Origin of the sequence: Microbacterium sp. TNHR37B, from assembly GCF_001620065.1 — a bacterium.
GTDB lineage: Bacteria > Actinomycetota > Actinomycetes > Actinomycetales > Microbacteriaceae > Microbacterium.
This window is the reverse complement of sequence record NZ_LQGV01000001.1, coordinates 938,408-961,938: the sequence shown is the minus strand read 5'-3', so window position 1 is coordinate 961,938 and position 23,531 is coordinate 938,408. Positions and strand designations below refer to the sequence as shown.

General features: G+C 70.4%; 18 protein-coding genes and 1 tRNA gene. 11 read left to right on the top strand and 8 right to left on the bottom strand.

What is annotated here, in order from left to right:
* Nucleotides 1-4: 4 nt before the first annotated feature.
* From AVP41_RS04705 to AVP41_RS04690, 4 genes are read right to left on the bottom strand one after another with little or no spacing between them, the layout of a single operon-like run.
* Nucleotides 5-757 carry a hypothetical protein gene (locus tag AVP41_RS04705; RefSeq protein WP_067161425.1) on the bottom strand — a complete coding sequence of 251 codons (753 nt, stop codon included), beginning with the start codon at nucleotides 755-757 and terminating at the stop codon, nucleotides 5-7.
* Nucleotides 754-1,374 (bottom strand): hypothetical protein, encoded by a 621-nt coding sequence (locus tag AVP41_RS04700; RefSeq protein WP_067161422.1) that lies wholly within the window; start codon nucleotides 1,372-1,374, stop codon nucleotides 754-756. Before AVP41_RS04700 ends, AVP41_RS04705 begins: the two co-directional genes overlap by 4 nt.
* A gap of 51 nt (nucleotides 1,375-1,425) precedes the next feature.
* On the bottom strand, nucleotides 1,426-2,187 hold the full coding sequence (locus AVP41_RS04695; RefSeq protein WP_067161419.1) for a hypothetical protein: 762 nt from the start codon (nucleotides 2,185-2,187) through the stop codon (nucleotides 1,426-1,428).
* Nucleotides 2,184-2,723, bottom strand: a complete 540-nt coding sequence (locus tag AVP41_RS04690; protein WP_067161417.1) for a hypothetical protein — start codon at nucleotides 2,721-2,723, stop codon at nucleotides 2,184-2,186. The genes AVP41_RS04695 and AVP41_RS04690 overlap by 4 nt, the downstream gene beginning before the upstream one ends.
* Nucleotides 2,724-2,819: 96 nt before the next feature.
* Between AVP41_RS04690 and AVP41_RS04685 the strand changes: the two genes are divergently transcribed.
* The 4 genes from AVP41_RS04685 to AVP41_RS04670 all read left to right on the top strand — a co-directional run bounded on the left by AVP41_RS04685 (nucleotide 2,820) and on the right by AVP41_RS04670 (nucleotide 10,783).
* Complete coding sequence (locus AVP41_RS04685; RefSeq protein ID WP_067161414.1) at nucleotides 2,820-3,893, top strand: hypothetical protein; 1,074 nt, start codon at nucleotides 2,820-2,822, stop codon at nucleotides 3,891-3,893.
* 22 nt (nucleotides 3,894-3,915) lie between these two features.
* A complete protein-coding gene (locus AVP41_RS04680) occupies nucleotides 3,916-8,247 on the top strand; it encodes an FtsK/SpoIIIE domain-containing protein (protein ID WP_067161411.1) in 4,332 nt (1,443 codons plus the stop codon).
* A 73-nt stretch (nucleotides 8,248-8,320) separates the two neighbouring features.
* Nucleotides 8,321-8,911, top strand: coding sequence for an FHA domain-containing protein (locus tag AVP41_RS04675; RefSeq protein ID WP_157532384.1), 591 nt, complete (start codon nucleotides 8,321-8,323; stop codon nucleotides 8,909-8,911).
* 51 nt (nucleotides 8,912-8,962) lie between these two features.
* A complete protein-coding gene (locus tag AVP41_RS04670) occupies nucleotides 8,963-10,783 on the top strand; it encodes an ABC-F family ATP-binding cassette domain-containing protein (protein WP_067161405.1) in 1,821 nt (606 codons plus the stop codon).
* A gap of 27 nt (nucleotides 10,784-10,810) precedes the next feature.
* On the opposite strand, the gene AVP41_RS04665 is transcribed toward AVP41_RS04670, so the two are convergent.
* A complete protein-coding gene (locus AVP41_RS04665) occupies nucleotides 10,811-11,308 on the bottom strand; it encodes a MarR family winged helix-turn-helix transcriptional regulator (RefSeq protein ID WP_157532383.1) in 498 nt (165 codons plus the stop codon).
* A gap of 147 nt (nucleotides 11,309-11,455) precedes the next feature.
* On the opposite strand from AVP41_RS04665, the gene AVP41_RS04660 reads away from it, so the two are divergent.
* The 3 genes from AVP41_RS04660 to AVP41_RS04650 all read left to right on the top strand — a co-directional run bounded on the left by AVP41_RS04660 (nucleotide 11,456) and on the right by AVP41_RS04650 (nucleotide 14,007).
* Nucleotides 11,456-11,527, top strand: a tRNA-Gln gene (locus tag AVP41_RS04660).
* Between the two features lies 1 nt (nucleotide 11,528).
* On the top strand, nucleotides 11,529-13,001 hold the full coding sequence (gene glmU / locus AVP41_RS04655; RefSeq protein WP_067161399.1) for a bifunctional UDP-N-acetylglucosamine diphosphorylase/glucosamine-1-phosphate N-acetyltransferase GlmU: 1,473 nt from the start codon (nucleotides 11,529-11,531) through the stop codon (nucleotides 12,999-13,001).
* Nucleotides 12,976-14,007, top strand: a complete 1,032-nt coding sequence (locus AVP41_RS04650) for a ribose-phosphate diphosphokinase (RefSeq protein ID WP_067161396.1) — start codon at nucleotides 12,976-12,978, stop codon at nucleotides 14,005-14,007. The genes glmU and AVP41_RS04650 overlap by 26 nt, the downstream gene beginning before the upstream one ends.
* Nucleotides 14,008-14,037: 30 nt before the next feature.
* Here AVP41_RS04650 and AVP41_RS04645 read toward each other — a convergent pair whose 3' ends face one another.
* Nucleotides 14,038-15,381, bottom strand: a complete 1,344-nt coding sequence (locus AVP41_RS04645) for a leucine-rich repeat protein (protein ID WP_067161393.1) — start codon at nucleotides 15,379-15,381, stop codon at nucleotides 14,038-14,040.
* 52 nt (nucleotides 15,382-15,433) lie between these two features.
* On the opposite strand from AVP41_RS04645, the gene AVP41_RS04640 reads away from it, so the two are divergent.
* The 4 genes from AVP41_RS04640 (at nucleotide 15,434) to AVP41_RS04625 (ending at nucleotide 21,107) form a co-directional block, all read left to right on the top strand.
* Nucleotides 15,434-18,151 (top strand): cation-translocating P-type ATPase, encoded by a 2,718-nt coding sequence (locus AVP41_RS04640; protein WP_067161389.1) that lies wholly within the window; start codon nucleotides 15,434-15,436, stop codon nucleotides 18,149-18,151.
* 87 nt (nucleotides 18,152-18,238) lie between these two features.
* Nucleotides 18,239-18,691: an FMN-binding protein gene (locus tag AVP41_RS04635; RefSeq protein WP_067161384.1), complete on the top strand. Its 453-nt coding sequence runs from the start codon at nucleotides 18,239-18,241 to the stop codon at nucleotides 18,689-18,691.
* Nucleotides 18,691-19,557 carry an FAD:protein FMN transferase gene (locus AVP41_RS04630; RefSeq protein WP_067161381.1) on the top strand — a complete coding sequence of 289 codons (867 nt, stop codon included), beginning with the start codon at nucleotides 18,691-18,693 and terminating at the stop codon, nucleotides 19,555-19,557. The genes AVP41_RS04635 and AVP41_RS04630 overlap by 1 nt, the downstream gene beginning before the upstream one ends.
* Nucleotides 19,554-21,107, top strand: coding sequence for an FAD-dependent oxidoreductase (locus AVP41_RS04625; protein WP_067161377.1), 1,554 nt, complete (start codon nucleotides 19,554-19,556; stop codon nucleotides 21,105-21,107). The genes AVP41_RS04630 and AVP41_RS04625 overlap by 4 nt, the downstream gene beginning before the upstream one ends.
* Nucleotides 21,108-21,131: 24 nt before the next feature.
* Here AVP41_RS04625 and AVP41_RS04620 read toward each other — a convergent pair whose 3' ends face one another.
* Nucleotides 21,132-22,613: a sensor histidine kinase gene (locus AVP41_RS04620; protein ID WP_067161374.1), complete on the bottom strand. Its 1,482-nt coding sequence runs from the start codon at nucleotides 22,611-22,613 to the stop codon at nucleotides 21,132-21,134.
* Entirely contained in the window at nucleotides 22,610-23,341 is a 732-nt protein-coding gene (locus tag AVP41_RS04615) for a response regulator transcription factor (protein ID WP_067161370.1), read from the bottom strand. Before AVP41_RS04615 ends, AVP41_RS04620 begins: the two co-directional genes overlap by 4 nt.
* Nucleotides 23,342-23,531: the final 190 nt, after the last annotated feature.

The following is a 23,531-nucleotide window of genomic DNA, read 5'->3' as shown; positions in this document are numbered from 1 at the left end:
GAACCTACCGAGGCATGCCTCCGGCGATCACGTCATCGAGGTAAGGGCCCTTCCAGCGCATGGCCGGCGGGAGCTGCGCGAAGAGAGAATGGGCGATCCCGCGCTGCTTCGCGACCCCGAACAGCACGATCACGACCGCTTGCACGTCGTGGGCGTCGTAGACCGCATCCAGGAGGAGAGGGATCACGCCGCGGCGATGGCCGTCGGGCCAGCGGGGGTACAGCGTGACCCGCGACGCGGCGGCGGTGTCTCGAGCCCGAGAACGAAGGGATTCGCCGTCTCGGACGGCGAGCTCGCAGAGGATCGTGCCGTTCCCGGCGTTGACGGCGGCGCGACCGGCCCAGCCGAACACGGGGATCCGGGCCTGCCGGCGCACCCTCTCCCGATGGTCGGTGACGCAGATGAACACGAGCTCGTCCCAGGCGATCTCGCCGAGGCCCGGCAGGTGAACGCCGCCCTCGTCGGCGCGGAGCACGCCGTCACCGCCCGTGAGCAGGCGCAGCATGCGCGTGCGGGACCGCGACGTCCACAGGACGGCGAGGCAGAGAACCACGAACAAGCCCGCGAGAGCATAGGTGAACCCGGAGCCGAAGCCCGTTGCGATCATGGCCACGAGGCCGGCGACGGCGCCGACCAGCAGGATCACGGCGCCGGTGACGAGCCCGGTGTTCCACCGGCGTGCCCGGGAGACGAGTCCTTCGTCGGCACGCACCGCGAAGTCGGGCAGGCGCGGCGCCGACGCAGCGGAATCGCTCACGGCCGCAGCTGGGGATCGGTGGTGCCGCCGGCCGGCACGTAGGGCTTCGCGAAGTCCTCGGCGCGGCGGCGCTTGATCTGCACGTACCCACGGTCGGCCAGCTCGATGAGAGGCCAGGTGCGCGGTTCGCCCTTGCCGCGCTGCTCGATCGTCACGAAGGCGCGGCGATCCGCGTCGGCGCGGTACACGTGAACGCGCAGGTCGCCGCGCTTGGACACCGGGATCGGCAGGTACTGCGCCGGATCCCCGGTCGACAGCCGACGGTGAAGCTCATCGGCGGTGGATGCGTCGCCGTCGACGACGAGCTCGAACCCGCGCAGCACACTCCCGGTCGACAGGCGCACCCATCGCGTGGAGCTCGACAGGGCGAGCCAGCCGAACAGGAAGGCGGCAAAGGCGCTCAGGCCCACCGACGCGGGAGCGACGATCCCGGCGAAGGCGGTCGTCGAACGTCCCCGCCATGACACGGTCTCGGTCTGGGCGAGGTCGCCGTAGAACACGATCGACAGGACGAGGCCCAGGAGGGCGATCGCGGCCAGGGCGACGAAGACCGCCGTCAGTCCGGGAGAGCGGCGGAGCGCGAAGTCGGGGTGCGGGGAGAGCGTGGCGTCCTTCATCGATCCTCCATCGTCACTGTCGCACCGGCATCGGGGTGCGGGTCGGGCCCGTCATCCGGCGGCGCCGGGACAGGCAAGGGTCTTCTCCGCGGCATCGACGTCGGGCTCGCTGCCCCAGTCCGCGAAGGTCAGGGCGCCCTCGCCGCTCGCGTCGGCAGCGACGAACGAGCGGGGGAGCGGCGGTCCGTAGCGCTCGACGGTGAGAACTCCCACCACGGAGCCCTCTTCCCCGGTGACGACGTCGAGCGTGTCGACATCGTCACCGACGGGAGGGTTGGCTCCCACGCCGCCGCTGCCGAGGAGCGTGGTCACGAGCGCGGCCGGGTCCAGGAGCGGAGCGAAATCGACGAGCGCGGGATCCAGACCCGAACTGCACACGACCTCATCCGCGGCGCGCCCCTCGAACGCGCGCGCGAACCCGGCGTTGCCGCGCACGCGACTGCCTTCCGCGGTCACCAGCGCCGCGACGCGCACGTCACCCGCGGTGATCGTCGCGGTGTAGGTCGATGCGGTGCCGTGGAAGTCGAGCGACAGGGTGCGTCCTCGCCGCGGATCCGCGTCGGGGTCGGGCTGGACGATCTCCGTGATCTGCCCGGTGATGTGGACGGGGCCGCCGGCGCGCACCGCCTGCGCGACGATCGCCGTCACGTCAGCGCCGCTGCGCAGCCACAGGCCGTTGCCGTCGGCGGGGTCGGCCGAGCGCAGATCGATGCCGCTGGGCGTCGGCGGCGGATCGGCCGGACGGCTGCACGCCGACAGCGGCATCGCCACCGCGAGCAGGGCCGCGAGTACGAGCGCGGGCCGGCGCCTCATTGCGCGTCGACCACGCAGGCCGCGGCGCCGTTCTGCGCCTGAAGGCTTGCCGCGTCGAGGGAGACGGCCTCGGTGCGAGAGGCGGGACGGACGACGAAACAGCTCGAGTCGTCGTACAGCGCGGCGGCGGAGAAGATCCATGCCGAGGTTCCGCGCACCATCTGGCTGAGGTCGGTGACCTCGCCTCCCCCCGAGACCTGGTACAGCGCGTAGTCCGCGTCGGGGCCGTCCCAGTGCAAGACGATGTTGCCGGTCTCGGAACGGATGGTGAGGCCGGTGACCTTCACGGAGTCGTCGGTGACCATCGAGACGATCCACCACGCGGCGGCGGCGGCCAGTGCGAGGAAGGTCGTGATGACCGACACGAGGAACGCGGGGTGGAGCCACCACGGACGCTGCCGGTCGGGGGCCTCCACGATCTCCGGGAGCGGCGCGCCGCCCGAGCCGAGATCCCGCACCGATGACGCACCGATGCGCGGGCGACCGGGCTCGTCGCCGATGCTCGCGTGAGACGACGGCGCCGACTGTCCAGTCATTCGGTTCCCTCCGTTGCCCGCGCCCGCGGACGGTCCGTGCGGCCCGTACCATGCTATATCGAGGCATACGGCACGACCGGTGAGGCAGGAGGGCGCGTGGGCGCACATCGACGCGGCATCGTCGCGCTCCTCGTCGCGGCCGTGCTCGCCATCGGTGGTGCGGGAGTCGCCCAGGCCGACGCCGAGGACGCGCCGACGCCGTCGGGGCCCGCCGACGTCGCGATCCCCTACGGCGACACGGCCTCCATCGAGCCGCAGTACCCATGGCGCGTCGCCTCGTGCGCCGACGTTCGTGCCGTCAGCGACCTGGTGGTCTCGTGCGATGCGGAATCGATCGTCCTTTCGGCCGAGACCTACGACCCGGACGCGGGCACGACGGTGATCCCGGTGACGCTGTCCGGCACCGGTCCCTCCGCCTCGGGGCGGAAGATGACGGTGCGCTATCGTGTCACGCTCGAACCGCCCCCGGCGCCCGCCGCGCGTCCGATCCCCGAGCGGGCGGTCGCTGCCGGAGCGCTCCTGCGGGTGCCGTTCTCGGAGTTCTCGCTCGCGTGCACCCTCTGCGGCAACGGGGGCGGGACCCGTGTGCTCGGGGTCGAGCCGGCAGAGGCGGGGTCGGCCTGGACGACTCCGACGCACGTCGTCTTCCGCGCCTCACGTGACTATCGCGGCGACGCGGAGATCCGGGTCGGAGTCAGCGACGATGTGGGCTCCGAGACGCAGACGGGCATCGTCGCCTTCGTCTATCCCGCGCGCGACCAGGTCTGGGCGGGCGACGTGTTCGTGGCCGTCGATGCGAAGGGCCGCGCCGAGATCGATCTGGCCGCGCTGGCGGGCAGTGCCGCGGGGGCCGATGTCGACGTGGTGGGGTGCGGTGCCGCCGTCCACGGGACGGTCACCTGCGCGGACGGGACGGCTCGCTACGCCGGGAAGACCCTGCCGGATCAGTTCGCGTTCCGTGTCCTCGCCGGCGCCGACCAGGCGTGGGGGTCTGTGACACTGGTGCCGGAGGGGGAGGCCGTCGGGCCGGTTCCGATGGCACCGTCCCCGGAGCGCACGACGGTGCCGATGCGGATCATCCCGCCGGCGCCGCCGACGGAGAAGAGCGGCGCTGACGGCGGCCTCTTCGTCCCTTTCACGGAGTTGCTGGACCGGGTGGGTGCCCGATGACCAATCACGACGAGGAGAACGCATGACGATGAGAGTCACCGTCGGCAGTCGCGCAGGCCGGTCGGCCGCAGGCTCGTGGGTCCTCGAGACCGACGAGGCGACCACGGTCGCCGAGGCGGCGGAGGCACTCGGTGTCCCGGTGGGGGCGCTGGCACCCGGAGCGGAGCCCACCGACCCCCTCGCTGCCGCTCCCGTGCTCTCGGGCGGCATGATCCTGCCCGATGCGGCTCCGGTGGCGCTGGAACCGGGCGCCGTCCGGCTGGCGATCGTCGGCGGCCCCTTCTCCGGCGAGGCCATCGCCCTGCGCCGCGGCGTCGCGTTCACCGTGGGGAGCGCGGGCGCCGACCTCGTCATCGCCGACGAGGGACTGCTGCCGGTGCACGCATCGATCACGACCTCGGCGGAGACCCAGGGCGGGGGCCCGCTGACCGGGCAGATCGAGCCGGCCGGGCCTGAGGCCGCCGTCTGGGTGAACGGAGAGAGGATCTCCGGACCGACGACCTTCGCTCCCGCCGACCTCGTCCAGGTGGGTGCCAGCATCCTCCGCCTCGGGTTCGTCCCCGCCTCCGACGCCGACGTCCGCCGCGACCCGCTCGGCGACCGCGCCTTCAACCGTCCGGCGCGCATCATGCCGCCCACCGAGCCGCCGATCGTCGTCCTGCCGGGGGAGAAGCCGGACGATCCCGATCAGTCGCCCCTGCCGTGGCTTTCGGCGATCATCCCGGTCGTGCTGGGGGTGACGATGGCGCTCGTCTTCGGCCGCGCGATCATGCTCCTCATGGCGGCGGCGAGCCCCATCATGGTGATCGGGTCGTTCCTGACCAATCGCAAGCTCGCGAAGAAGAAGGGGCTGAAGACCGAGCAGCAGTGGATCGACGAGGTCCACGCCGCCGGGGACCGGATCGCCGACCTCACCCGCCGCCAGCGGCTCAGCTCCTGGTATCGGATGCCCGACGCCGTCGTGATCGAGGACATCGCCACCGCGCCGTTGTCGCGCCTCTGGGAGCGGCGTCGGGCCGACTCCGACGCGATGGCCGTGCGGATCGGCGTCGGCGAAGTCGACCTCGACGCCCGATTCGAGGGGGGAGGAAAGGACCGGGGAGTCGCCCATCGCGTGGGCGTCACGCCGTCACCGATCGCCGCCGACCTGCGTCGCGGCGTCCTCGGCATCGCGGGAGACCGCAGCGCCGCCACCTCGCTCGTGCGCTCGGTCGTCGTCTCCTTCGCGTCGCTGCGGTCTCCCCGCGACGGACGCATCGTCGTCATCTGCCCCGACGACGCCGCCGAGGACTGGTCGTTCGCGCAGTGGCTTCCCCACACCCAGCCGGCCGGAGCCGGTCCTGTCACGATCGGCAACACCGACGACACGCGTCGGGAGCGCCTGCGGGAGCTCACGGTCGACCTCGAGCACCGGATACGGGTCGCGGGGCAGAAGGGGGCCGGCGCGTCCGAGGACATCCTCGTCGTCGTCGACGGTGCCCGCGACGCGCGCATGCTTCCCGGCATGGTGCCCCTCTTGGAGCAGGGTGCCGCGGTGGGGATCCACATCGTGGCGATCGACTCCGAGCGCGCCCGGCTCCCGGAGGAGGCACGCAGCATCGTCGAGATCGATCCGCTGGACCCGTCGATCGCGCGAGTCGAGACCGGCGGCGCCTACCACCCGGTGGTCCTCCTCGACGGGATGTCCATCCCGCGGGCCGAACGGATCGCGCGGAGCCTGTGCTCGCTGCGGCACGTCAGCGGTGTGGGGGACGACGCGATCCTCCCCGACACCGTGCGCTTCGTCGACCTCATGCGGATGGATCTCGAGGACCCGTCGCCGCTGATCCGTCGCTGGACCACGCAGCCACGCAACACGTTCGTCGTCGTCGGCGCCACCGGCGACGGGGAGTTCGCGCTCGACATCAGCCGCGACGGTCCGCACGCGCTTGTAGCCGGAACCACCGGGTCGGGAAAGTCCGAGTTCCTGCAGACGCTCGTCGTCTCCTTGGCGCTCGCGAACCGTCCCGACGCCTTGAACTTCGTGCTCGTGGACTACAAGGGCGGCTCGGCGTTCGCGGACTGCGAGCGGCTGCCCCACACGGTGGGAATGGTGACGAACCTCGACGCGCGAGAGACCGAACGCGCGTTGGCCTCGCTGGAGGCCGAGCTCAAGCGTCGCGAGCGCGTGCTGCGCGACATGGGAGCGAAGGACATCGATGCCGCCTGGGCGAAGGACGCCGACACGGCGGCCGCGCGGGGGCTCGCTCGCCTCATGATCGTCATCGACGAGTTCGCTGAGTTGCGCACCGAGCTCCCCGAGTTCATCGACGGCCTCGTGCGCATCGCCCGCGTCGGACGTTCGCTCGGCGTCAACCTGATCCTGGCGACCCAGCGCCCCGCCGGGGTGGTCACTCCCGAGATGCAGTCCAACATCAACCTGCGGGTGGCGCTGCGGGTGACCGATCGCACCGACTCGTCCGACGTGCTGGGCTCCCCGGAGGCCTCGCTCATCTCGCCGGCCACGCCGGGACGCGCGTACGTGCGGATGGGGCCCTCCTCGGCGCCGGTCGCCTTCCAGGCGGCGCGCGTGGCGGGTCTTCGCCCCGGCGTGCAGCGCACCACCCGGATGGCGCCGCGCAAAGCGGCGTTGCGCTGGGACACCCTCGGGTTCACCCCCAAGTTCCCGCCGGCGCCGTCGGCCGCCGGCGAGGTCACCGATCACGACGACACCGACCTCCGCGCCATCGTCGGCCTCATCGGGCGAGCGACGGCGGAACTGGGTATCCGGAGGAACCCGTCGCCGTGGCTCGTTCCGCTCCCCACGGTGCTGCCGCTGGACCGCTTCCAGGGTGAGCCGATCCCCGAGCACGCGATCGTCCTCGGTCTCGAAGACGTTCCGGGCGAACAGTCGCAGCATCCGCTCGTGTGGGATGCCCGGTCGGCCTCCCACGTCCTGTTCATCGGCGGGTCGATGTCGGGACGCACCTCCGCGCTGCGCATGATGACCGCGCAGCTCATCCAGCAGTTCGCCCCCAATGATCTGCACATGTACGTCGTCGACTTCGGAAACGGCGCGCTCCTGCCTCTGGTCGATGCGCCGCACACGGGTGCGGTGGTCACCCAGCTCGATGCCGACCGGCTGCCGCGACTCGTCCAGGCGCTTCTGGAGGACCTGGCACGACGTCAGGCCGTCATGGCCTCGGCCGGGGTGGGCCACATCTCGGAACAGCGGGCGCAGGCCCGGCCGGAGGACAGGCTGGCGTACGCAGTCGTGGTCGTCGACGGCTGGGAGCGCATGCTCTCGACGATGAACCCCGATCAGCTCGTGACCTTCCGCGACCAGTTCATGAGGATCCTCCGTGAGGGGCCCGCGGTCGGTGTGCGCGTGCTGATCACCGGCGACCGCGGCGTCTCCGGCGACAAGATCACGGCATTCATCGACGAGCAGTACGTCTTGCCGCTGCGCGACCTCTCGGACTACCGCACCGCGGGCATCATGACGAAGGACATCCCGGCCGACATGCCTCCCGGGCGGGTGCTCTTCGGGGCCGGGGGAGCGGAGGCGCAACTGGCCACGCTCTCGCGCGACACCGCCGGTGAAGCCCAGACGACGCTCCTGCGCCGCACGGTGGAGCAGGTGCGCGACCACTTCGACGCCTTCCCGGAGCTCGCGGATCTCCCGACGGCCTTGCGCGTGGACCCGCTGCCGAGCTACATCTCGCTGAGTGAAGCGCTCGCGCTCCCGGTGGGTGACTCGGGGCCCGAGGACGCTCCCGTCGTCGCGGTCGGCGGCGACGTCCTCTCCCGCTACACGGTCGACTGGCCCGGGGCGGGCGGCTTCCTCGTGGCAGGGCCGCGGCGGTCGGGGAGGTCGACGGCGCTCGCCGGGATCCTGCACCAGCTGGCCTCGCGCGGACGCGGGCCGTTCCTCGTCGTCTCCGCCCGCGAGTCGGTGTTGACGGAGGTCGCGCGCTCGCACGGCATCGCGGTCGTGGACAGCGCGTTGCTGACGCCCCCGGAACTGGAAGCCCAGCTCCCCGCCGACGGGGCGCTGACCACGATCGTCGTGGACGATGCCGACCAGTACAAGAACGCGCCGATCGAGCACGCCCTCACCGGCGTCAAGCATCGTGCCGCTTTCATCGTGGGCGCGGACAGTGATGCTCTGTCGACCTTGTTCGGCGGGCCGGTGGTCGAGGCCAAACGGTCCCGGCAGGCGCTCGTGCTGCGGCCGGAGTCGACGATCATGGGCACCCAGGCGATCGGCTCGCCCATCCCGAAGTTCATGCTGGGACGCGGCACCCCCGGCTCCGCCGTGGTGACCACGCCCGCCGGCTGGCTGGCCGCGCGCGTGCCCGACGTGCGGCAATGACCGCGCGCAGACGCGCGAGCGGTCACGAGCCTAGACTGGGTGAGTCTGTGCCACGGGAGAGGACGGGAGCGAGATGGCATCTGCTCGGTGTGCGTACTGCAACGCGACCCTGACGCCCAACAGCGCCTACTGCCTGGAGTGCGGGCAGCAGATTCCGCAGGCCTCCGCGGTGTCGGCGGCGGCCGCGGCAGGTGTATCCGCCGCCGCTCCCGCGAGTGCGCGGGCCTCTGCTCCTCCGTCTGGCGGCGTGCCGCTGCCGCGCTCGCTGCCCTGGCAGGGTTCCCGCGCTCCGGAACCGGAGGTCGCTCCGGTGGTCACCGCCGCACCCCGGGCGATCGAGAGCGTCGAACTCGCCCTCCCCACGGGGCAGCGGCTCCGGGTGACGGGCAAAGTCGTCTTGGGTCGGCAGCCGTCCGACACCGCCCGCACGATGGGTGCGCGCCCGGTGCCCGTCACCGACGACAGCAGGTCGGTCTCGCGGGTGCACCTGTTCCTCGAGGTTGCCGACGGCAAGGTGACGGTCGCCGACGCCGGTTCCGCCAACGGCTCGCGGCTGCAGCGCGGGAGCACCGTGTACCAGCTCGAATCGGGCGGAAGCCCTGCTCAGGCCGCCCCCGGCGATGTCGTCTGGCTGGGCGACCTCTCGGTGTCGATCCTCGCCTGAGCCGCGTCCCGGCGGTCCGGGGGCGGAGCGCGCCCGTCTACCCTGGAAGCGATGGCTCATCTACTCGGCGCTGAGGCGCTCCATGTCGAGTTCCCGACGAAGGTCGTGTTCGACTCCGTGACCCTCGGTCTCAACGAGGGCGACCGTGTCGGCATCGTCGGGCGTAACGGAGACGGCAAGTCGACGTTGCTCAAGCTGCTGGCGGGGACGATGTCACCCGATTCGGGGCGGGTCACCCGGGTGGGCGGGTTGCGCGTCGGTGTGCTCGACCAACAGGACACTCTCGATGACGCCGACACGATCGGTCACGCGGTCGTGGGCGATGCGGCCGAGCACGAATGGGCAGGTGATGCGCGGACCCGCGACGTCATTGCCGGGCTCTTGACCGACTTGCCGTGGGACGCGCCGATCGGTTCGCTCTCGGGCGGTCAGCGGCGTCGTGTCGCCCTCGCGCGTCTCCTCGCCGGAGACTGGGACGTCCTCGCCCTGGATGAGCCCACCAACCATCTCGACGTCGAGGCGATCGCCTGGCTCGCCGAGCACCTGAAGCGTCGGTGGACGCCGCAGGCGGGCGCGCTCCTGGTGGTCACCCACGACCGGTGGTTCCTCGACGAGGTCTGCACGCGCACGTGGGAGGTGCACGATCGCATCGTCGAGCCCTTCGAGGGCGGCTACGCCGCGTACATCCTCCAGCGCGTCGAGCGCGACCGGCAGGCGGCCTCCATCGAGGCGCGTCGGCAGAACCTCGCGCGTAAGGAGCTCGCGTGGCTCCGGCGCGGTGCCCCCGCCCGCACCTCCAAGCCGAAGTTCCGGATCGAGGCGGCCAACGTCCTGATCGCCGACGTCCCCGAGCTGCGCGACCGCGTGTCCCTCCAGTCGCTGGCCGTCTCCCGGCTCGGGAAAGACGTCGTCGACCTCCTCGATGCCGGTGTCACGTATCCCGCGACGCCCGACAGTCCGCCGAAGACGGTCCTGACAGACGTCGAGTGGCGGGTCGCGCCCGGCGAGCGGACCGGGATCCTCGGGGTGAACGGGGCGGGGAAGTCCACTCTGCTGGGGCTCATCGCCGGCACGGTGCAGCCGACTTCCGGCAGAGTCAAGCGCGGGAAGACGGTCAAGGTCGCCGTGCTCACCCAGCGGATGGATGAGCTCGATCCCCACCTCGACGAGCCCGTGCGCGTCGTCGTTGCGCGCCTGCGCACGAGCTACACGTTCGGAGCCGGGTCGAAGGCGCAAGAGCTGACCCCGGGGCAGCTGTTGGAGCGGATGGGGTTCTCCTCCGCTCAGCTGTCGACGCCCGTCCGCGATCTCTCCGGTGGTCAGAAGCGACGGCTGCAGCTGCTGCTGATCCTCCTCGACCAGCCGAACGTCCTCATCCTCGACGAGCCCACCAACGACCTCGACACCGACATGCTGGCCGCCATCGAGGAGCTGCTCGACGGGTGGGCGGGAACCCTCCTGGTCGTCTCGCACGACCGCTACTTCATGGAGCGCGTCACCGATCAGCAGTACGCGATCCTCGACCACCGGCTGCGGCACCTTCCGGGCGGGGTGGACGAGTACCTGCGGCTGCGGCAGCTGCAGCGCGACCGGCCCGCCACCCCGGCCCCGGCCGCCTCCGTGCCGGGAACGACGTCCTCGCCGGAGCTCTCCGGAGCCGAGCGGCGCGCCGCTCAGAAGGAGCTGCAGGCGATCGAGCGCCGGCTCGCCAAGCTCACCGCCCAGGCCGCCGCCGAACGGACCGCCCTCGCCGACCACGACCAGGCCGACTATGTGGGGCTGGGGGAGAAGATGCGCGCGATCGGCGAGGTCGAGGCAGAGGTCGCCGCGTTGGAGGAGCGGTGGTTGGAGCTCTCCGAGGCCGTGGAGTGATCCCGACCGGTGCCGGCCGGGCTCCGGTCAGGTGTCGAAACCCAGGCTGAGCTTGCGGAGGAGTCCCGCCAACCGGTCCCGGTCGCCGCGGGAGAGCACCGACAGCAGGATCGCCTCGGCATCGACCAAGCGGGTGATGGCGGCATCGACGCGCGTGCGCCCGTCCGACGTGAGGGTGACCAGGACGCTCCGGCCGTCGGCAGGATCGGCCTCCCGTCGCACGAGTCGCCGACCGACGAGCCGGTCGATGCGGTTGGTCATCGTGCCGCTGGAGACGAGCGTCTGCTGCAGCAACTGCTTGGGGCTCAACTGGTAGGGATCGCCCGCTCGGCGCAACGCCGACAACACGTCCCACTCCCAGGGCTCCAGCTCGCTGCGGCGGAACGCCTCGCGGCGCGCTCGGTCGAGATGACGCGAGAGTCGATCGACGCGCGAGAGCACCTCGAGGGGGGAGAAGTCGAGGTCGGGACGCTGGCGGGTCCACGCGTCGACGATCCGGTCGACCTCGTCGTGCTCTGCTGTCACGGAGCCCATTATCCCGGTCCGCCGACGCGTGGCGCGCCCGCCGCCGCGAGCCCGCGCGTCTCGCTGCGGGTGAGTGGGCATGGCAGACTTGTCGGGCGGCCACCGGCCCGCACGCTTCGCGAGAAGCCGGCGACCGGGGCGCCGCGGTCCGCCGTGGTGTAATGGCAGCACGACAGCCTTTGGAGCTGTGAGGTCTAGGTTCGAGTCCTGGCGGCGGAGCATGACAGACAACGCGCTCGACGCCTCACTCGCCGTCGTCATCCTCGCCGCAGGGCAGGGGACCCGGATGCGTTCGTCGCTCCCGAAGGTGCTGCACCGTATCGGGGGCCGCCCCTTGGTGGGGCACGTCCTCGACACGGCGCGGGACCTCGCTCCCGCCCATGTCGTGGTGGTCGTCCGACACGAGCGTGATCTCGTGGCCGAAGCGGTCCTGGGCGTCTCCGACGAGGTCGTCGTCGTCGATCAGGACGAGATCCCCGGAACCGGGCGCGCGGTGGAGGTCGCGTTGCGCCATCTCCGCGACTTCGAAGGTGACGTGCTGGTGCTCAGTGGCGACGTCCCGCTCCTCGACGCGGACGCCTTGACGCCGTTCCTCGCCGCCCATCGCGCGGCCTCCTCGGCTGCGACACTGCTGAGCGCGGTGCTGGACGACCCGACCGGGTATGGCCGGGTGCTGCGCGACGAGACGGGTGCCGTCGCGCAGATCGTCGAGCAGAAGGATGCCACGGCGGAGCAGGCGGCGGTGCGGGAGGTCAACGCGGGGGTCTACCTGTTCCAGGCCGGCCCTCTCCGCGCGGAGCTCGAGCGCGTCGGGACCGACAACGCGCAGGGGGAGAAGTACCTCACCGACGTGATCGGGATGCTCCGCGCCGATGCGTACGAGGTGGCTGCCTCGATCGTCGCCGACGTCACGTCCGTCATGGGCGTCAACGACCGCGTGCAGTTGAGCGAGGCGGCTCGGGTGCTCAACGCCCGGACCGTCCGCAAGTGGCAGCTCGCGGGGGTGACGGTGCAGGATCCGGCGTCCACCTGGATCGATGTCACCGCCACGCTCGCCCCCGATGTCACCGTGCTCCCTCATACCCAGATCCTGCGGGCGACCGTCATCGGTGAAGGCGCCGTCGTGGGCCCCGACACCACCCTGGAGGATTGCGAGGTCGGCGCGGGGGCGACGGTGCGGCGCTCGGACGCCACGCTCGCCGTGATCGGCGAAAGAGCCTCGGTGGGGCCGTTCGCCTACCTGCGGCCGGGCACGCAGCTCGGGGCCCGCGGCAAGATCGGCACGTTCGTGGAGACGAAGAACTCCACGATCGGCGAGGGTAGCAAGGTCCCGCACCTCTCCTACATCGGCGACACGACGATCGGCCGCGGCGTCAACCTCGGCGCGGGAGCCATCACCGCCAACTACGACGACATCGCCAAGCACCGCACCGAGATCGGTGACGAGGTGCACTCGGGGTCGCACAACGTGTTCGTCGCGCCCGTTAGGATCGGAGATGGCGCCAAGACGGGTGCCGGTGCGGTCATCCGCAAGGATGTTCCCGCTGGTGCGCTGGCACTGAGCGTCGCCCCTCAGCGAAACGTCGAGGGGTGGGTCGAGAACCACCGACCGGGGACTGGAGCGGCCGAGGCCGCGGCCCGTGCTCGGTCCGCAGAGAAAGCGGACGATGTCGCGCAAGAAGAAAGCCACTGAGCCCGATCGGGACGACATCGCTCCCGGACTGGTCGTGAAGACCAAGAAGCGGCTCGTGGTCGCCGCGGGAAGCTCCCATCCGGAGCTCGCGCGTGAGGTCGCCTCCGAGCTCGGCTCCACCCTCGTGCCCACCGAGCACCGCACCTTCGCGTCGGGGGAGATCCTCACCCGCTTCGAGGTGTCGATCCGCGGCTGCGACATCTTCCTCATCCAGTCGTTCGGACCCCCGGTCAACGAATGGCTGATGGAACTGCTCATCATGCTCGACGCCGCCAAGCGCGCCTCGGCGAAGCGCATCTCGGTGGTCGCGCCGTACTACCCGTACTCGCGGCAGGACAAGAAGGGCCGCGGACGCGAGCCCATCAGCGCGCGTCTGGTGGCGGACCTCCTCAAGACGGCGGGTGCCGACCGGGTCATGAGCGTCGATCTGCACGCCGCCCAGATCCAGGGATTCTTCGACGGTCCGGTCGATCACCTCTTCGCCAAGCCGGTGCTCCTGGAGTACTTCGAGAAGAGCCTCTCCGCCGAGGACCGCGCCAAGCTCACCGTCGTCTCGCCCGACACCGGCCGCGTGCGTGTGGCCGACACGTGGTCCGACAGCCTCGACGCCCCCCTGGCGATCATCCACAAACGTCGTGACCCCAATGTGGCCAACCAGGTCACCGTCAACGACATCGTCGGCAACGTCGAGGGGCGCGTCTGCCTCCTCGTCGACGACATGATCGATACCGGGGGAACGATCGTCAAGGCCGCCCAGGCCCTCAAGAAGGACGGCGCGGAGCGGGTCATCGTCGCCGCGACGCACGCGATCTTCAGCGACCCGGCCACCACTCGCCTGCAGGACGAGGCGATCGACGAGGTCGTGGTCACCGACACGATCCCGCTGCCGCCCGAGAAGCGTTTCCCGGGGCTGACGGTGCTGCCGATCGCTCCGCTCCTGGCCCGGGCCATCAAGGAAGTCTTCGAAGACGGCTCGGTGACGAGCATGTTCGACGGCGCGGCCTGAACGAATCGGGCCGGTTCCGCCGCGGCTGGATCAGCGCGCGACGGTCACCGCGTCCGACGTTCGCGTCTTGGCGACGAAGTCGTACTTCATCCCGGTCACACGCACCGTGATCTTCTTTCCCTTGTCGGCGGCGACGACCTTGTAGGTGCGACTCCAGCCGTTCTTCGAGATGGCCTTGCCGTTGCGATACCACTGGTAGTCCACGCGATCGGCATCGGGGGTCCACGCGCTCGCCGTCGCGCCGTCGGCGCGGAGCTTCATGCCGACGGTCACCTTCTTCTTGCCCGCAGGCAGGATGATGCGCGGTGTGGGGGACGTGCGGAACTGGTCGAGCACCGTGCGCACGCCGCCCAGCTGCAGGACCGCCTTGCGAGTGCCGGGACCCTTGGCGATCACGAGCACCCGGATGACTTTCCCCGTGCTGTCACGCGGCAGGGTGGCGGTCTTCTTCGTGCTGAGGACACGCCATGTGCCGTCGGACTCACGCAGCTCCCATCGATACGTGAGCGAGGTGGGTTTCGGTGAGAACTTCGATCCGTTGTAGAAGTCCTGGAGCTTTGCGGTCAGCTTCGCTCCCGCCAGCGCCGTCGGGGAGATGGTGATGCCGTAGTTCTTGACGCGGCTTCCGTAACCTCCTGGCACCGAGGCGGAACCGGTCGGGGAGGCGAGATAGCCCGCCCAGATCGGCGACGTGAACCCGACGGCATTCTTGGGATAGAACACGGAGAACCCGTTCCCGACTCCGAACGGCGCAGCTCCGTTCCACCCGCCTCCTCCTGGGCTCACGATGTAGCTGCCGAGTTCCGACATCTGCGGGGCATTTCCCCGGAAGGTCACCTTGCGGAGCGGGTACGTCCACCCACTGGCGCCGGCCATCCGGTCCTGATCGAACGCGCTCGTACCGATCCAGGTGACCGTCTTCGGGATCGTCACCGAGGGCAGAGCGTTCCCGTAGAAGGCGAAGTCGTCGATCGACTCGATGCCCTCGGGGAGGGTGAGCTTGGTCGCAGGGACGGGAGAGTAGCCGGGAAGCACGTACGTCACGGGGCCGGCGAAGGCTCCGTAGCCGATGCGCGTCACCCGATAGGAGCGGTCGCCGACCGTGATCTTCGCCGGGATCGCGATGGCCTTCTTCCGCTTCCCGCTCCAGCCCGTGACGGTCGCCGTGCGTGTGGCGGTGTCGAGCTGGTACGCGTAGGCCCCCACCCTCTGGGACTTCACGGACGTGGGTGCCGCCGCTGTCGTGGAGGAAGTCGCCGAGGTCGCAGCCGCGGGCGAAGCGACGGCCGGTGGCGTGATGCTGACCGCGGCGAGAGTCGCGACGACGATGACGGGCAGGAGGCGGCCGAGGCGGGCCCGCGAGCGTGAGCGCATGGAGCCAAGATACAGTTCGCGGCGCCCGGTTCCACGCGCCTAAAATCGCGACATGGGCGCCGCGACGACTTCTTCCGAGTTCACTGTCGATGCACCGTTTGCGCTGGACGTCGATGTCATCGCCGAGGTGCTGGGCACCGAGTCCGGGGGACTGAGCGCTGCGGAGGCGCGATCGCGCCTGGCGTCGGTCGGCCCCAACGTGCTGCCGGAGGCCACGCGCACCCCCGCCTGGCTGCGTTTCCTCGGCCATTTCAACGACACGCTCATCTACATCCTCCTGGGCGCGGCGGCGATCAAGGCGATCATGGCCGACTGGCTCGACTTCTGGGTCATCATGGCGGTTGCGATCATCAACGCCGTCATCGGCTTCCTGCAGGAGGGCCGTGCCGAGAAGGCGCTCGCCGGTATCCGCGGCATGCTCTCGTCCGAGGCGCAGGTGCGCCGTGACGGTCAGTGGTCGAAGATCCCCTCAGCCGACCTGGTGCCCGGCGACATCGTCCGCCTGGCCCCGGGGGACAAGGTCCCCGCCGACGTCCGGCTCGTGCAGGTGGCGCAGCTGCGCATCGAGGAGGCCGCGCTGACCGGCGAGTCCGTTCCCTCCTCCAAACAGGTGGAGGCCGTTCCCGATGACGCGGGTGTGGGGGACCGGGCCTCGATGGCGTTCTCGGGCACGATCGTCTCGGCGGGCCAAGGTCGCGGCATCGTGACCGCCACCGGGGCTGCGACCGAGATCGGCAAGATCCAGTCGCTGGTGGGGGACGCCGGTACGCTCCAGACCCCGCTCACCGGACAGCTGGCCCGATTCGGGAGAGTGCTGACCCTCGTCATCCTCGGTATGGCCGTCGCGATGATGCTCATCGGACGGTTCCTGCATGCCATGCCGTTCGCCGACCTCATCTCCGCCACGATCGGTTTCGCGGTGGCGGCGATCCCCGAAGGGCTGCCGGCGCTGGTGACGATCACCCTCGCGATCGGCGTGCAGCAGATGGCACGGCGGCGCGCGATCACGCGCAAGCTCCCCGCGGTGGAAGCGCTCGGCTCGGTCACGACGGTCTGCTCCGACAAGACGGGCACCCTCACCAAGAACGAGATGACCGTTCGACGCTTGATCACGCCCGTCGCGCGCTACGAGGCGACCGGTCTCGGCTATGACCCCGCGGGTGAGATCTTCGGCTCACCGGCCGGCGGAGACCTCCGCGCTCTCCTCGCGGTGGCCGACCTGTGCAACGACGCGCACGTGACCCGCCGCGACGACGGATGGACCCTCGTGGGGGAGCCCACCGAGGGGGCCTTGAAAGTCGTCGCCATGAAGGGGCGCGCCGGCGGTGGTGCGGGCTCGCGCCGGATCGGCGTGGTGCCCTTCGATTCCGCGAACAAGTTCATGGCCACCCTCCAGGAGTCCGCCGACGGCGCGCGAGCGATCCTCGTCAAGGGAGCCCCCGACCGTCTCCTCGACCGCGCTCTCACCCAGCGCGGAGCCGACGGTGCGGAGCCGGTCGATCGCGCCTTCTGGGAGGCGGCGATCGATGAGTTGAGCGGAGAAGGGCTGCGGGTGCTCGCCGCCGCCCGCAAGGCGACGCGCGGAGATGCGGTCACGGTCGACGATCTGCAGGACCTCGAGTTCCTCGGCCTGTGGGGCATCCTCGATCCGCCGCGTCCCGAGGCGGTGGAGGCGATCGCCGACTGCCACCACGCGGGCATCCGGGTCAAGATGATCACGGGGGATCACGCCGGAACGGCCGTGGCGATCAGCCGCGAGATGGGGCTCGCCTCGGGTGAGGTCGCCGTGCTCACGGGGGCCCAGCTCGAAGAGATGTCGCAGGAGCAGCTGAAGGCCGCGGTCGTCGATGTCGACGTCTACGCCCGGACGAGTCCGGAGCACAAGATCCGCATCGTCCGTGCTCTCCAGGCGCGCGGCGAAGTGGTGGCGATGACCGGCGACGGTGTCAACGACGCTCCCGCCCTCACGCGCGCCGATGTGGGGATCGCCATGGGGATCAAGGGGACCGAGGCCACCAAGGAGGCGGCCGAGATCGTCCTGGCCGACGATAACTTCGCGACGATCCGCAGCGCCATCCGCGAGGGCCGCCGCATCTACGACAACCTGCGCAAGTCGGTCGTGTTCCTCCTCCCCACCAACGGCGCCCAGTCGCTTGTCATCCTGGTCGCCGTGGTGTTCGGCCTCACGCTTCCTCTCACCCCCGTGCAGGTGCTGTGGGTCAACATGGTCACCGCCGTGACGCTCTCTCTCGCCTTGGCGTACGAGCCGGCCGAACGCGGGATCATGGATCGCCCGCCGCGCCCGCCGGGGGGCTCGCTGATCAACCGGCGGGAGTTGGGCTTCGTCCTCATCGTCTCCGTCCTGATCGGTGGCGCGGCGCTGGCGGTCTTCTGGATCGCGGCCGGCCGGGGGATCGACCTCGACACGGCGCGCACCGAGGCGGTCACCATGCTCGCCTTCGGCCAGCTCGCCTATCTGCTGAACTGCCGGTTCCTCGGTCGCAGCTCGCTCACGCCCGATGTGTTGCGGGGCAATCCCCTGGTGTGGATCGCCGCGGGATCGCTCGTGCTGTTCCAATTGCTCTATACCTATGTGCCCTTCATGAACGACCTTTTCGGCTCACGGCCGCTCGACGTCACGGGCTGGCTCCTGCCGCTGGCGCTCTCGGTCGTGGTCTTCCTCGCCGTCGAAGTGCTCAAGGCCCTCCGTCGTCGGGGAGACCTGCGCTCTGGAGCGGACGCATCCCTCGCGTTCACTGCAAATGCATAGCCCTGCATAGGCTTCTGTCGATCCGGCGCCGGATAGCGTGATTTCTGCCCCCGCGATGCGGCCGGGCACGACAGAAGGAGGACCGTCATGATCCGCACCACCGCCGTTCCCCGCCCCGTTCGCCTCGGCACAGCCGCGGCCTCCGTCGTCGGCATCGCCGTGCTCGCGGGATGCGCCGCCTCGACGACACCCGGCTCGTCCGCTCCGTCGTCTCCCTCCGGCGATGCCCCGGCCGCGGGCGCCGAGCTGAAAGACGGCACCTACACGGCGGAGGGGTCGTACGCGACGCCGGAGTCGGTGGAGACGATCAGCGTCAGCGTCACGCTCAAGGACAACGTCATCACGGACGTCACGGTCACCGGAAACCCGACCAAGCGTGAGTCGGAGGAGTATCAGGCGAAGTTCATCGGGGGAATCAAGGAGGAGGTCGTCGGCAAGAACGTCGACGAGATCTCCGTGTCCCGCGTGGCAGGATCCTCGCTCACCAGCGGCGGATTCAACAAGGCGATCGAGACGATCAAGGCCGAAGCGGCCGCTTGATGAGCGCGGCCGCCGTCGGCCGGTGGGAGTTCTCGGCGATCGGCACCCGGTGGCAGATCGACACCGCCGTCGCGTTGTCGGCGCAGGCCCGCAACCGCGTCGAGCGCACGATCGACCAGTTCGACCGCGACTGGTCGCGTTTCCGTGACGACTCCCTCGTCTCGGCGCTCGCGCGGGTTCCCGGCCGGGTGGCCGCCCCCGCGGACACCGACGCGCTGCTCGACCTCTACCGGGAGCTCGATGCCGCCACGCACGGCGCGGTCAATCCGCTGATCGGCGACATCCTGGACCGGCGGGGGTATGGGCCGGGATACACGCTCGTCGACCGCGGTGCGACGCCCGCGCGCCCCTGGCAGCAGATCGTGCGGTGGGGCGAGGGCGCACTCAGCCTCGCCGAGGCAGCGACGCTCGACGTCGGCGCCATCGGAAAAGGACGGCTGGTGGACCTCGTCGTCGCCGTCGTGCGCGGCGAGGTCTCGGGCCCCCTCACGGTGGACGCGAGCGGAGACATCGCCGTGCACGGCCACTCGGAGCGGATCGCCCTCGAGCACCCGTTCGACCCGGCGCGCGCCATCGGGACCTGGACAGTGCAGGATCGGTCGCTCTGCGCGTCGGCGGTGGGCCGGAGGGCATGGGGCGACGGTCTCCACCACGTGCTCGACGCCCGTACCGGCCACCCGGTACGCACCGTCGCCGCGACCTGGGCCGTGGCCCCGGACACGTTGGTGGCCGACGCTGCCGCCACCGCCCTCTTCTTCGACGGGGGACCCGAATTCGCTCACCACAGGGGAGTGGAGTGGGTCCGCATGACCACCGACGGCCGCCTGGAGTGGTCGCCCGACTGTAAGGCAGAGTTGTTCTCGTGATCTCCTCCCTCACCGCGGCGTGGAATCGCCTGTTCGCCGTCCTCGGCCGCGTCTCGATGTACCGGCTCGTGCTCTTCTCGCTGGTCTCGCTGGCGGTGATCTCTTTCGTCATCTCCTTCTTCGGAGTGCTCGCGCCCACGCCCCTCGACCTGCTCGCGTCGTACGCCGTGCTCGCCGTCGCCTGCACGGTCACCGATGCCGTCGCGCACCGCGTGCTGCGGACCTCCTGGCGATGGGAGTCCACCCTCATCACGGTCCTCATCCTGCTGTTCGTGCTGCGACCCACGGTCGACCCCCTCGCTCTGGGCGGCATCGCGGTGGCCGGCGTCGTGGCGTCCGCCTCGAAGTACCTCCTCGCCTGGCAGGGCCGTCACATCTTCAATCCGGCCGCCGTCGGAGCCACTGCGCTCACGATCCTGAGCATCTGGGTTCCCGGGCTGGGTTCCTCGGCCTGGTGGGTCGGCTCGCCGGCCCTGGCCGGTCCCGTGCTGCTACTGGGGCTGCTCGTGCTCCTGCGTACGGAGAAGGTGCGCGTGGTGGCGGTCTTCCTCGTGATCGCCGTCGCGGTGGCGCTCCTGCGCACCGCCAGTCAGTTCCAGGCGGCAGGACTCGAGGTCGACGGCGGGTCGCTGTTCTGGCAGATCCTGTGGTCCTCGCCGTTCCTGTTCCTCGGTGCCTTCATGCTCTCCGAGCCGTTGACTCTCCCGCCCCGGCGGTGGCAGCAGTTCGCGGTCGCCGTGGTCGTCGGTGTGCTGGCCGGATGGCCGCTGACGATCGGCGAGATCACCATCGGCCAGGAGCGTGCTCTCCTGGTGGGCAATCTCCTGGCCTTCGTCTTCGCCTTCCGCTCGGCGGTGCGTCTGACGCTCGTCGAACGCGTCGTCCTCACTCCCACCGTGCGCGAGCTCGTGTTCCGCGCGGGGCGGCGCTTCCGCTTCACGGCGGGCCAGTACCTCGAGCTCGAGGTGCCGCATCCCCGGCCCGATGCGCGGGGAACGCGGCGCGAGTTCAGCATCGTCTCGGCACCGGAGGAGCTGCCGACGGTTCGCATCGCGTTGCGCGAGGGCTCTCAGTCCAGCTACAAGAAGGCCCTGGCCCTCGTCGAGCCGGGACAGTCCCTGGCCGTCACGGGCGTCTGGGGTGACTTCGTGCTTCCGGTCAAGACGGTGAGCCCGGTCCTCATGGTGGCCGCCGGGATCGGCGTCACCCCGTTCGTGTCGCAGTTGCGCCATCTGCGGCTCTCGGGCGAGGACCGTGACGTCGTGTTCGTCTACGTCGCCTCCGAGGCAGAGGAGCTCGCCTTCCGGGATGAGCTCGAGGCCTCCGGTGTTCCCGTGATCGTCTTCACCCGGAACGAGCCGGCCACCCTTCCGCCGCACTGGCGATGGGGACGGGGCGCCCGTCTGGATGCCGCCGCGCTCGTGACCATGGTCCCCGACATCGGTGCGCGGCACGCCTACGTGTCGGGTCCGCCGCGCCTGATCGCAGAGCTCGCCCCGGCCCTGGAGAAGGCGCGGTCGCTCACGACGGACGCCTTCTCCGGATACTGACCACGCGGGCCGGCTCTCGGGAGTTCAGGCCGGAGCCGAGGGACGGGCGGGCAGGCGCACCTCGAAAGTGGTCGACCCCGGTTCGCTCGCCACGGTGATCGTGCCGTCGTGGGCGGTGACGATCGCCTTCACGATCGACAGTCCAAGCCCCGTTCCGCCGGTCTGCCGGGCGCGGGATGTGTCGGCCCGGGAGAAGCGCTCGAAGATCTCGTCGGCGATCGTCGGATCGATGCCGGGCCCGTCGTCGTGCACGCGGACCACGGCGTCCCCGGCGTCGGCGGCGACCGAGACGGTCACGTGGGTGCCGGCGGGTGTGTGCACGCGGGCATTGGTGAGGAGGTTGGCGACGACCTGGTGCAGTCGCGCTCCGTCGCCGGCGACGACGACCGGCTCCTCTGCGACCTCGATGCTCCAGCGGTGGTCGGGGCCGGCCACCTGCGCGTCCGCCGCAGCGTCGACGACGGTGCGACTGAGGTCCACGGCACCATAGACGAGCTCCTTCCCCTCGTCCAGCCGCGCCAGGAGCAGCAGATCCTCCACGAGGGTGGTCATCCGGAGGGATGCCGCCTGAATGCGCTCGAGCCCCGCCCGAGACTGCGCGGTGGCCTCCTGCAGCTGCGGTTTGGTCGCCCGGGGACCGTTCTGGCCGAGCGAACGCAGGGAGAGCTCCGAGTAGCCGCGGATCGCGGCCAGCGGAGTCCGCAGCTCATGACTGGCATCGGCGACGAAGGCGCGCATGCGCTCCTCGTTGCGCTGTCGGGCGGCCAGTGAGGTGTCGACGTGGTCGAGGAGGGTGTTGAGGGCGGCGCCCACGCGTCCGATCTCGTCCGAGGCGTCGGCGTGCGCGGCGGGCACGCGCTCGGTGATGGCGACATCTCCCGAGTCGAGCGGCATGACGGCGACGCGGGTCGCCGTGTCCGCGACGGCGCGCAACGGCCGGAGCGACTGGCGGATCACGAACGCGATCACCGAGGCGAGCACGAGCAGCCCACCGAGGGTCAGCAGTGTCACGGTCGTGAGGATGTGGGCGACGAGCGCGGTCACTTCCGATGTGGGCATCCCGACGATGTAGGTGCTCCCCGCCGGCCCCGACAGCACCCGCAGGCGGTAGTCGCCGACCCCGGCGACGGTCCCGTTCGTCCATCCGCCGTGCTCGGGGGCCGTGAGGCTGTTCATGACGGCGCTGAGCTTGGCGCCGGTCAACGCGACGGTCTCGCCGTCGCGGGCCACGTACGCCCCGGTGAGGCCGGTGAGGTTGTTGACGATCAGGAGCGTTCCGGGCTGCCTGCCCGCCACCGTGTCCGCCGCGTCGCCGGTGGCGGCCGCGGGTACGCGCTCGGCCGCCGAGGTCACCTGTGCATCGAGGTTCTCGACGAGGATCGATCGGAGGATCGTTCCCGTCGCCGCGCCCACGGCGACGAGGATGAAGGCGACGAAGGAGATGACCGCGACGATGAGTCGCGTCTGCAGGCTCCAGCGATGCGGGCGCGAACGGCGCCGGCTCATTGCGGTGCTTTGATCATGTACCCGACGCCGCGCACCGTGTGGATGAGCGGCTCGCGCCCGGCGTCGATCTTCTTGCGCAGGTAGGAGATGTAGAGCTCGACGACGCTCGAGCGTCCGCCGAAGTCGTAGTTCCACACGCGATCGAGGATCTGTGCCTTGGACACCACGCGCCGCTGGTTGCGCATCAGGAAGCGCAGGAGCTCGAACTCCGTCGCGGTGAGCTCGATCTCGGTACCGTGTCGTTCCACTTCGTGCGAGTCCTCGTTCAGCGTGAGGTCTCCCACCCGCAGGATGGGATCCGCGCCGCCTGCGGTCGCCGTCCCTGCCCGACGCATGAGTCCGCGCAGTCGAGCCACGACCTCCTCGAGGCTGAAGGGTTTCGTGACGTAGTCGTCACCGCCCGCCGTGAGGCCTGCGACGCGATCGGCGACGGCGTCCTTGGCGGTGAGGAACAGGACCGGCACGTCGTTGCCCCCGTGACGCAGGCGTTGCAGCACCGACATCCCGTCGAGGTCGGGCATCATGATGTCCAGCACCAGCGCGTCGGGGTCGAACTCCCGCGTGACCGTCAGGGCGTCGTAGCCGGAGCCCGCCGTCCGCACATCCCACCCCTCCATCCGTAGAGCCATCGACAGAAGGTCGGTCAGCATCTGTTCGTCGTCGACGACGAGGACGCGCAGGGGCGAACCGTCGGCGCGACGGAGGGCGGGCGAGGAAGCAGCGGTCATGACATCCAGTGTCCGCCACATCCTGTGGCTTTCCTATGGACGCTCCTATGCGCTCTCTGTGAAAAGCAGCCGCTTGCTCTTCGGGCGCCTCGCGATCGCCCATACGGACTGCATAGCCGCGCCACACGGGCGCAGAAGAGCCCTCCTTAGCGTCGGATCATCGGCCACGGCTCCCGAGAGCGCACCGGAG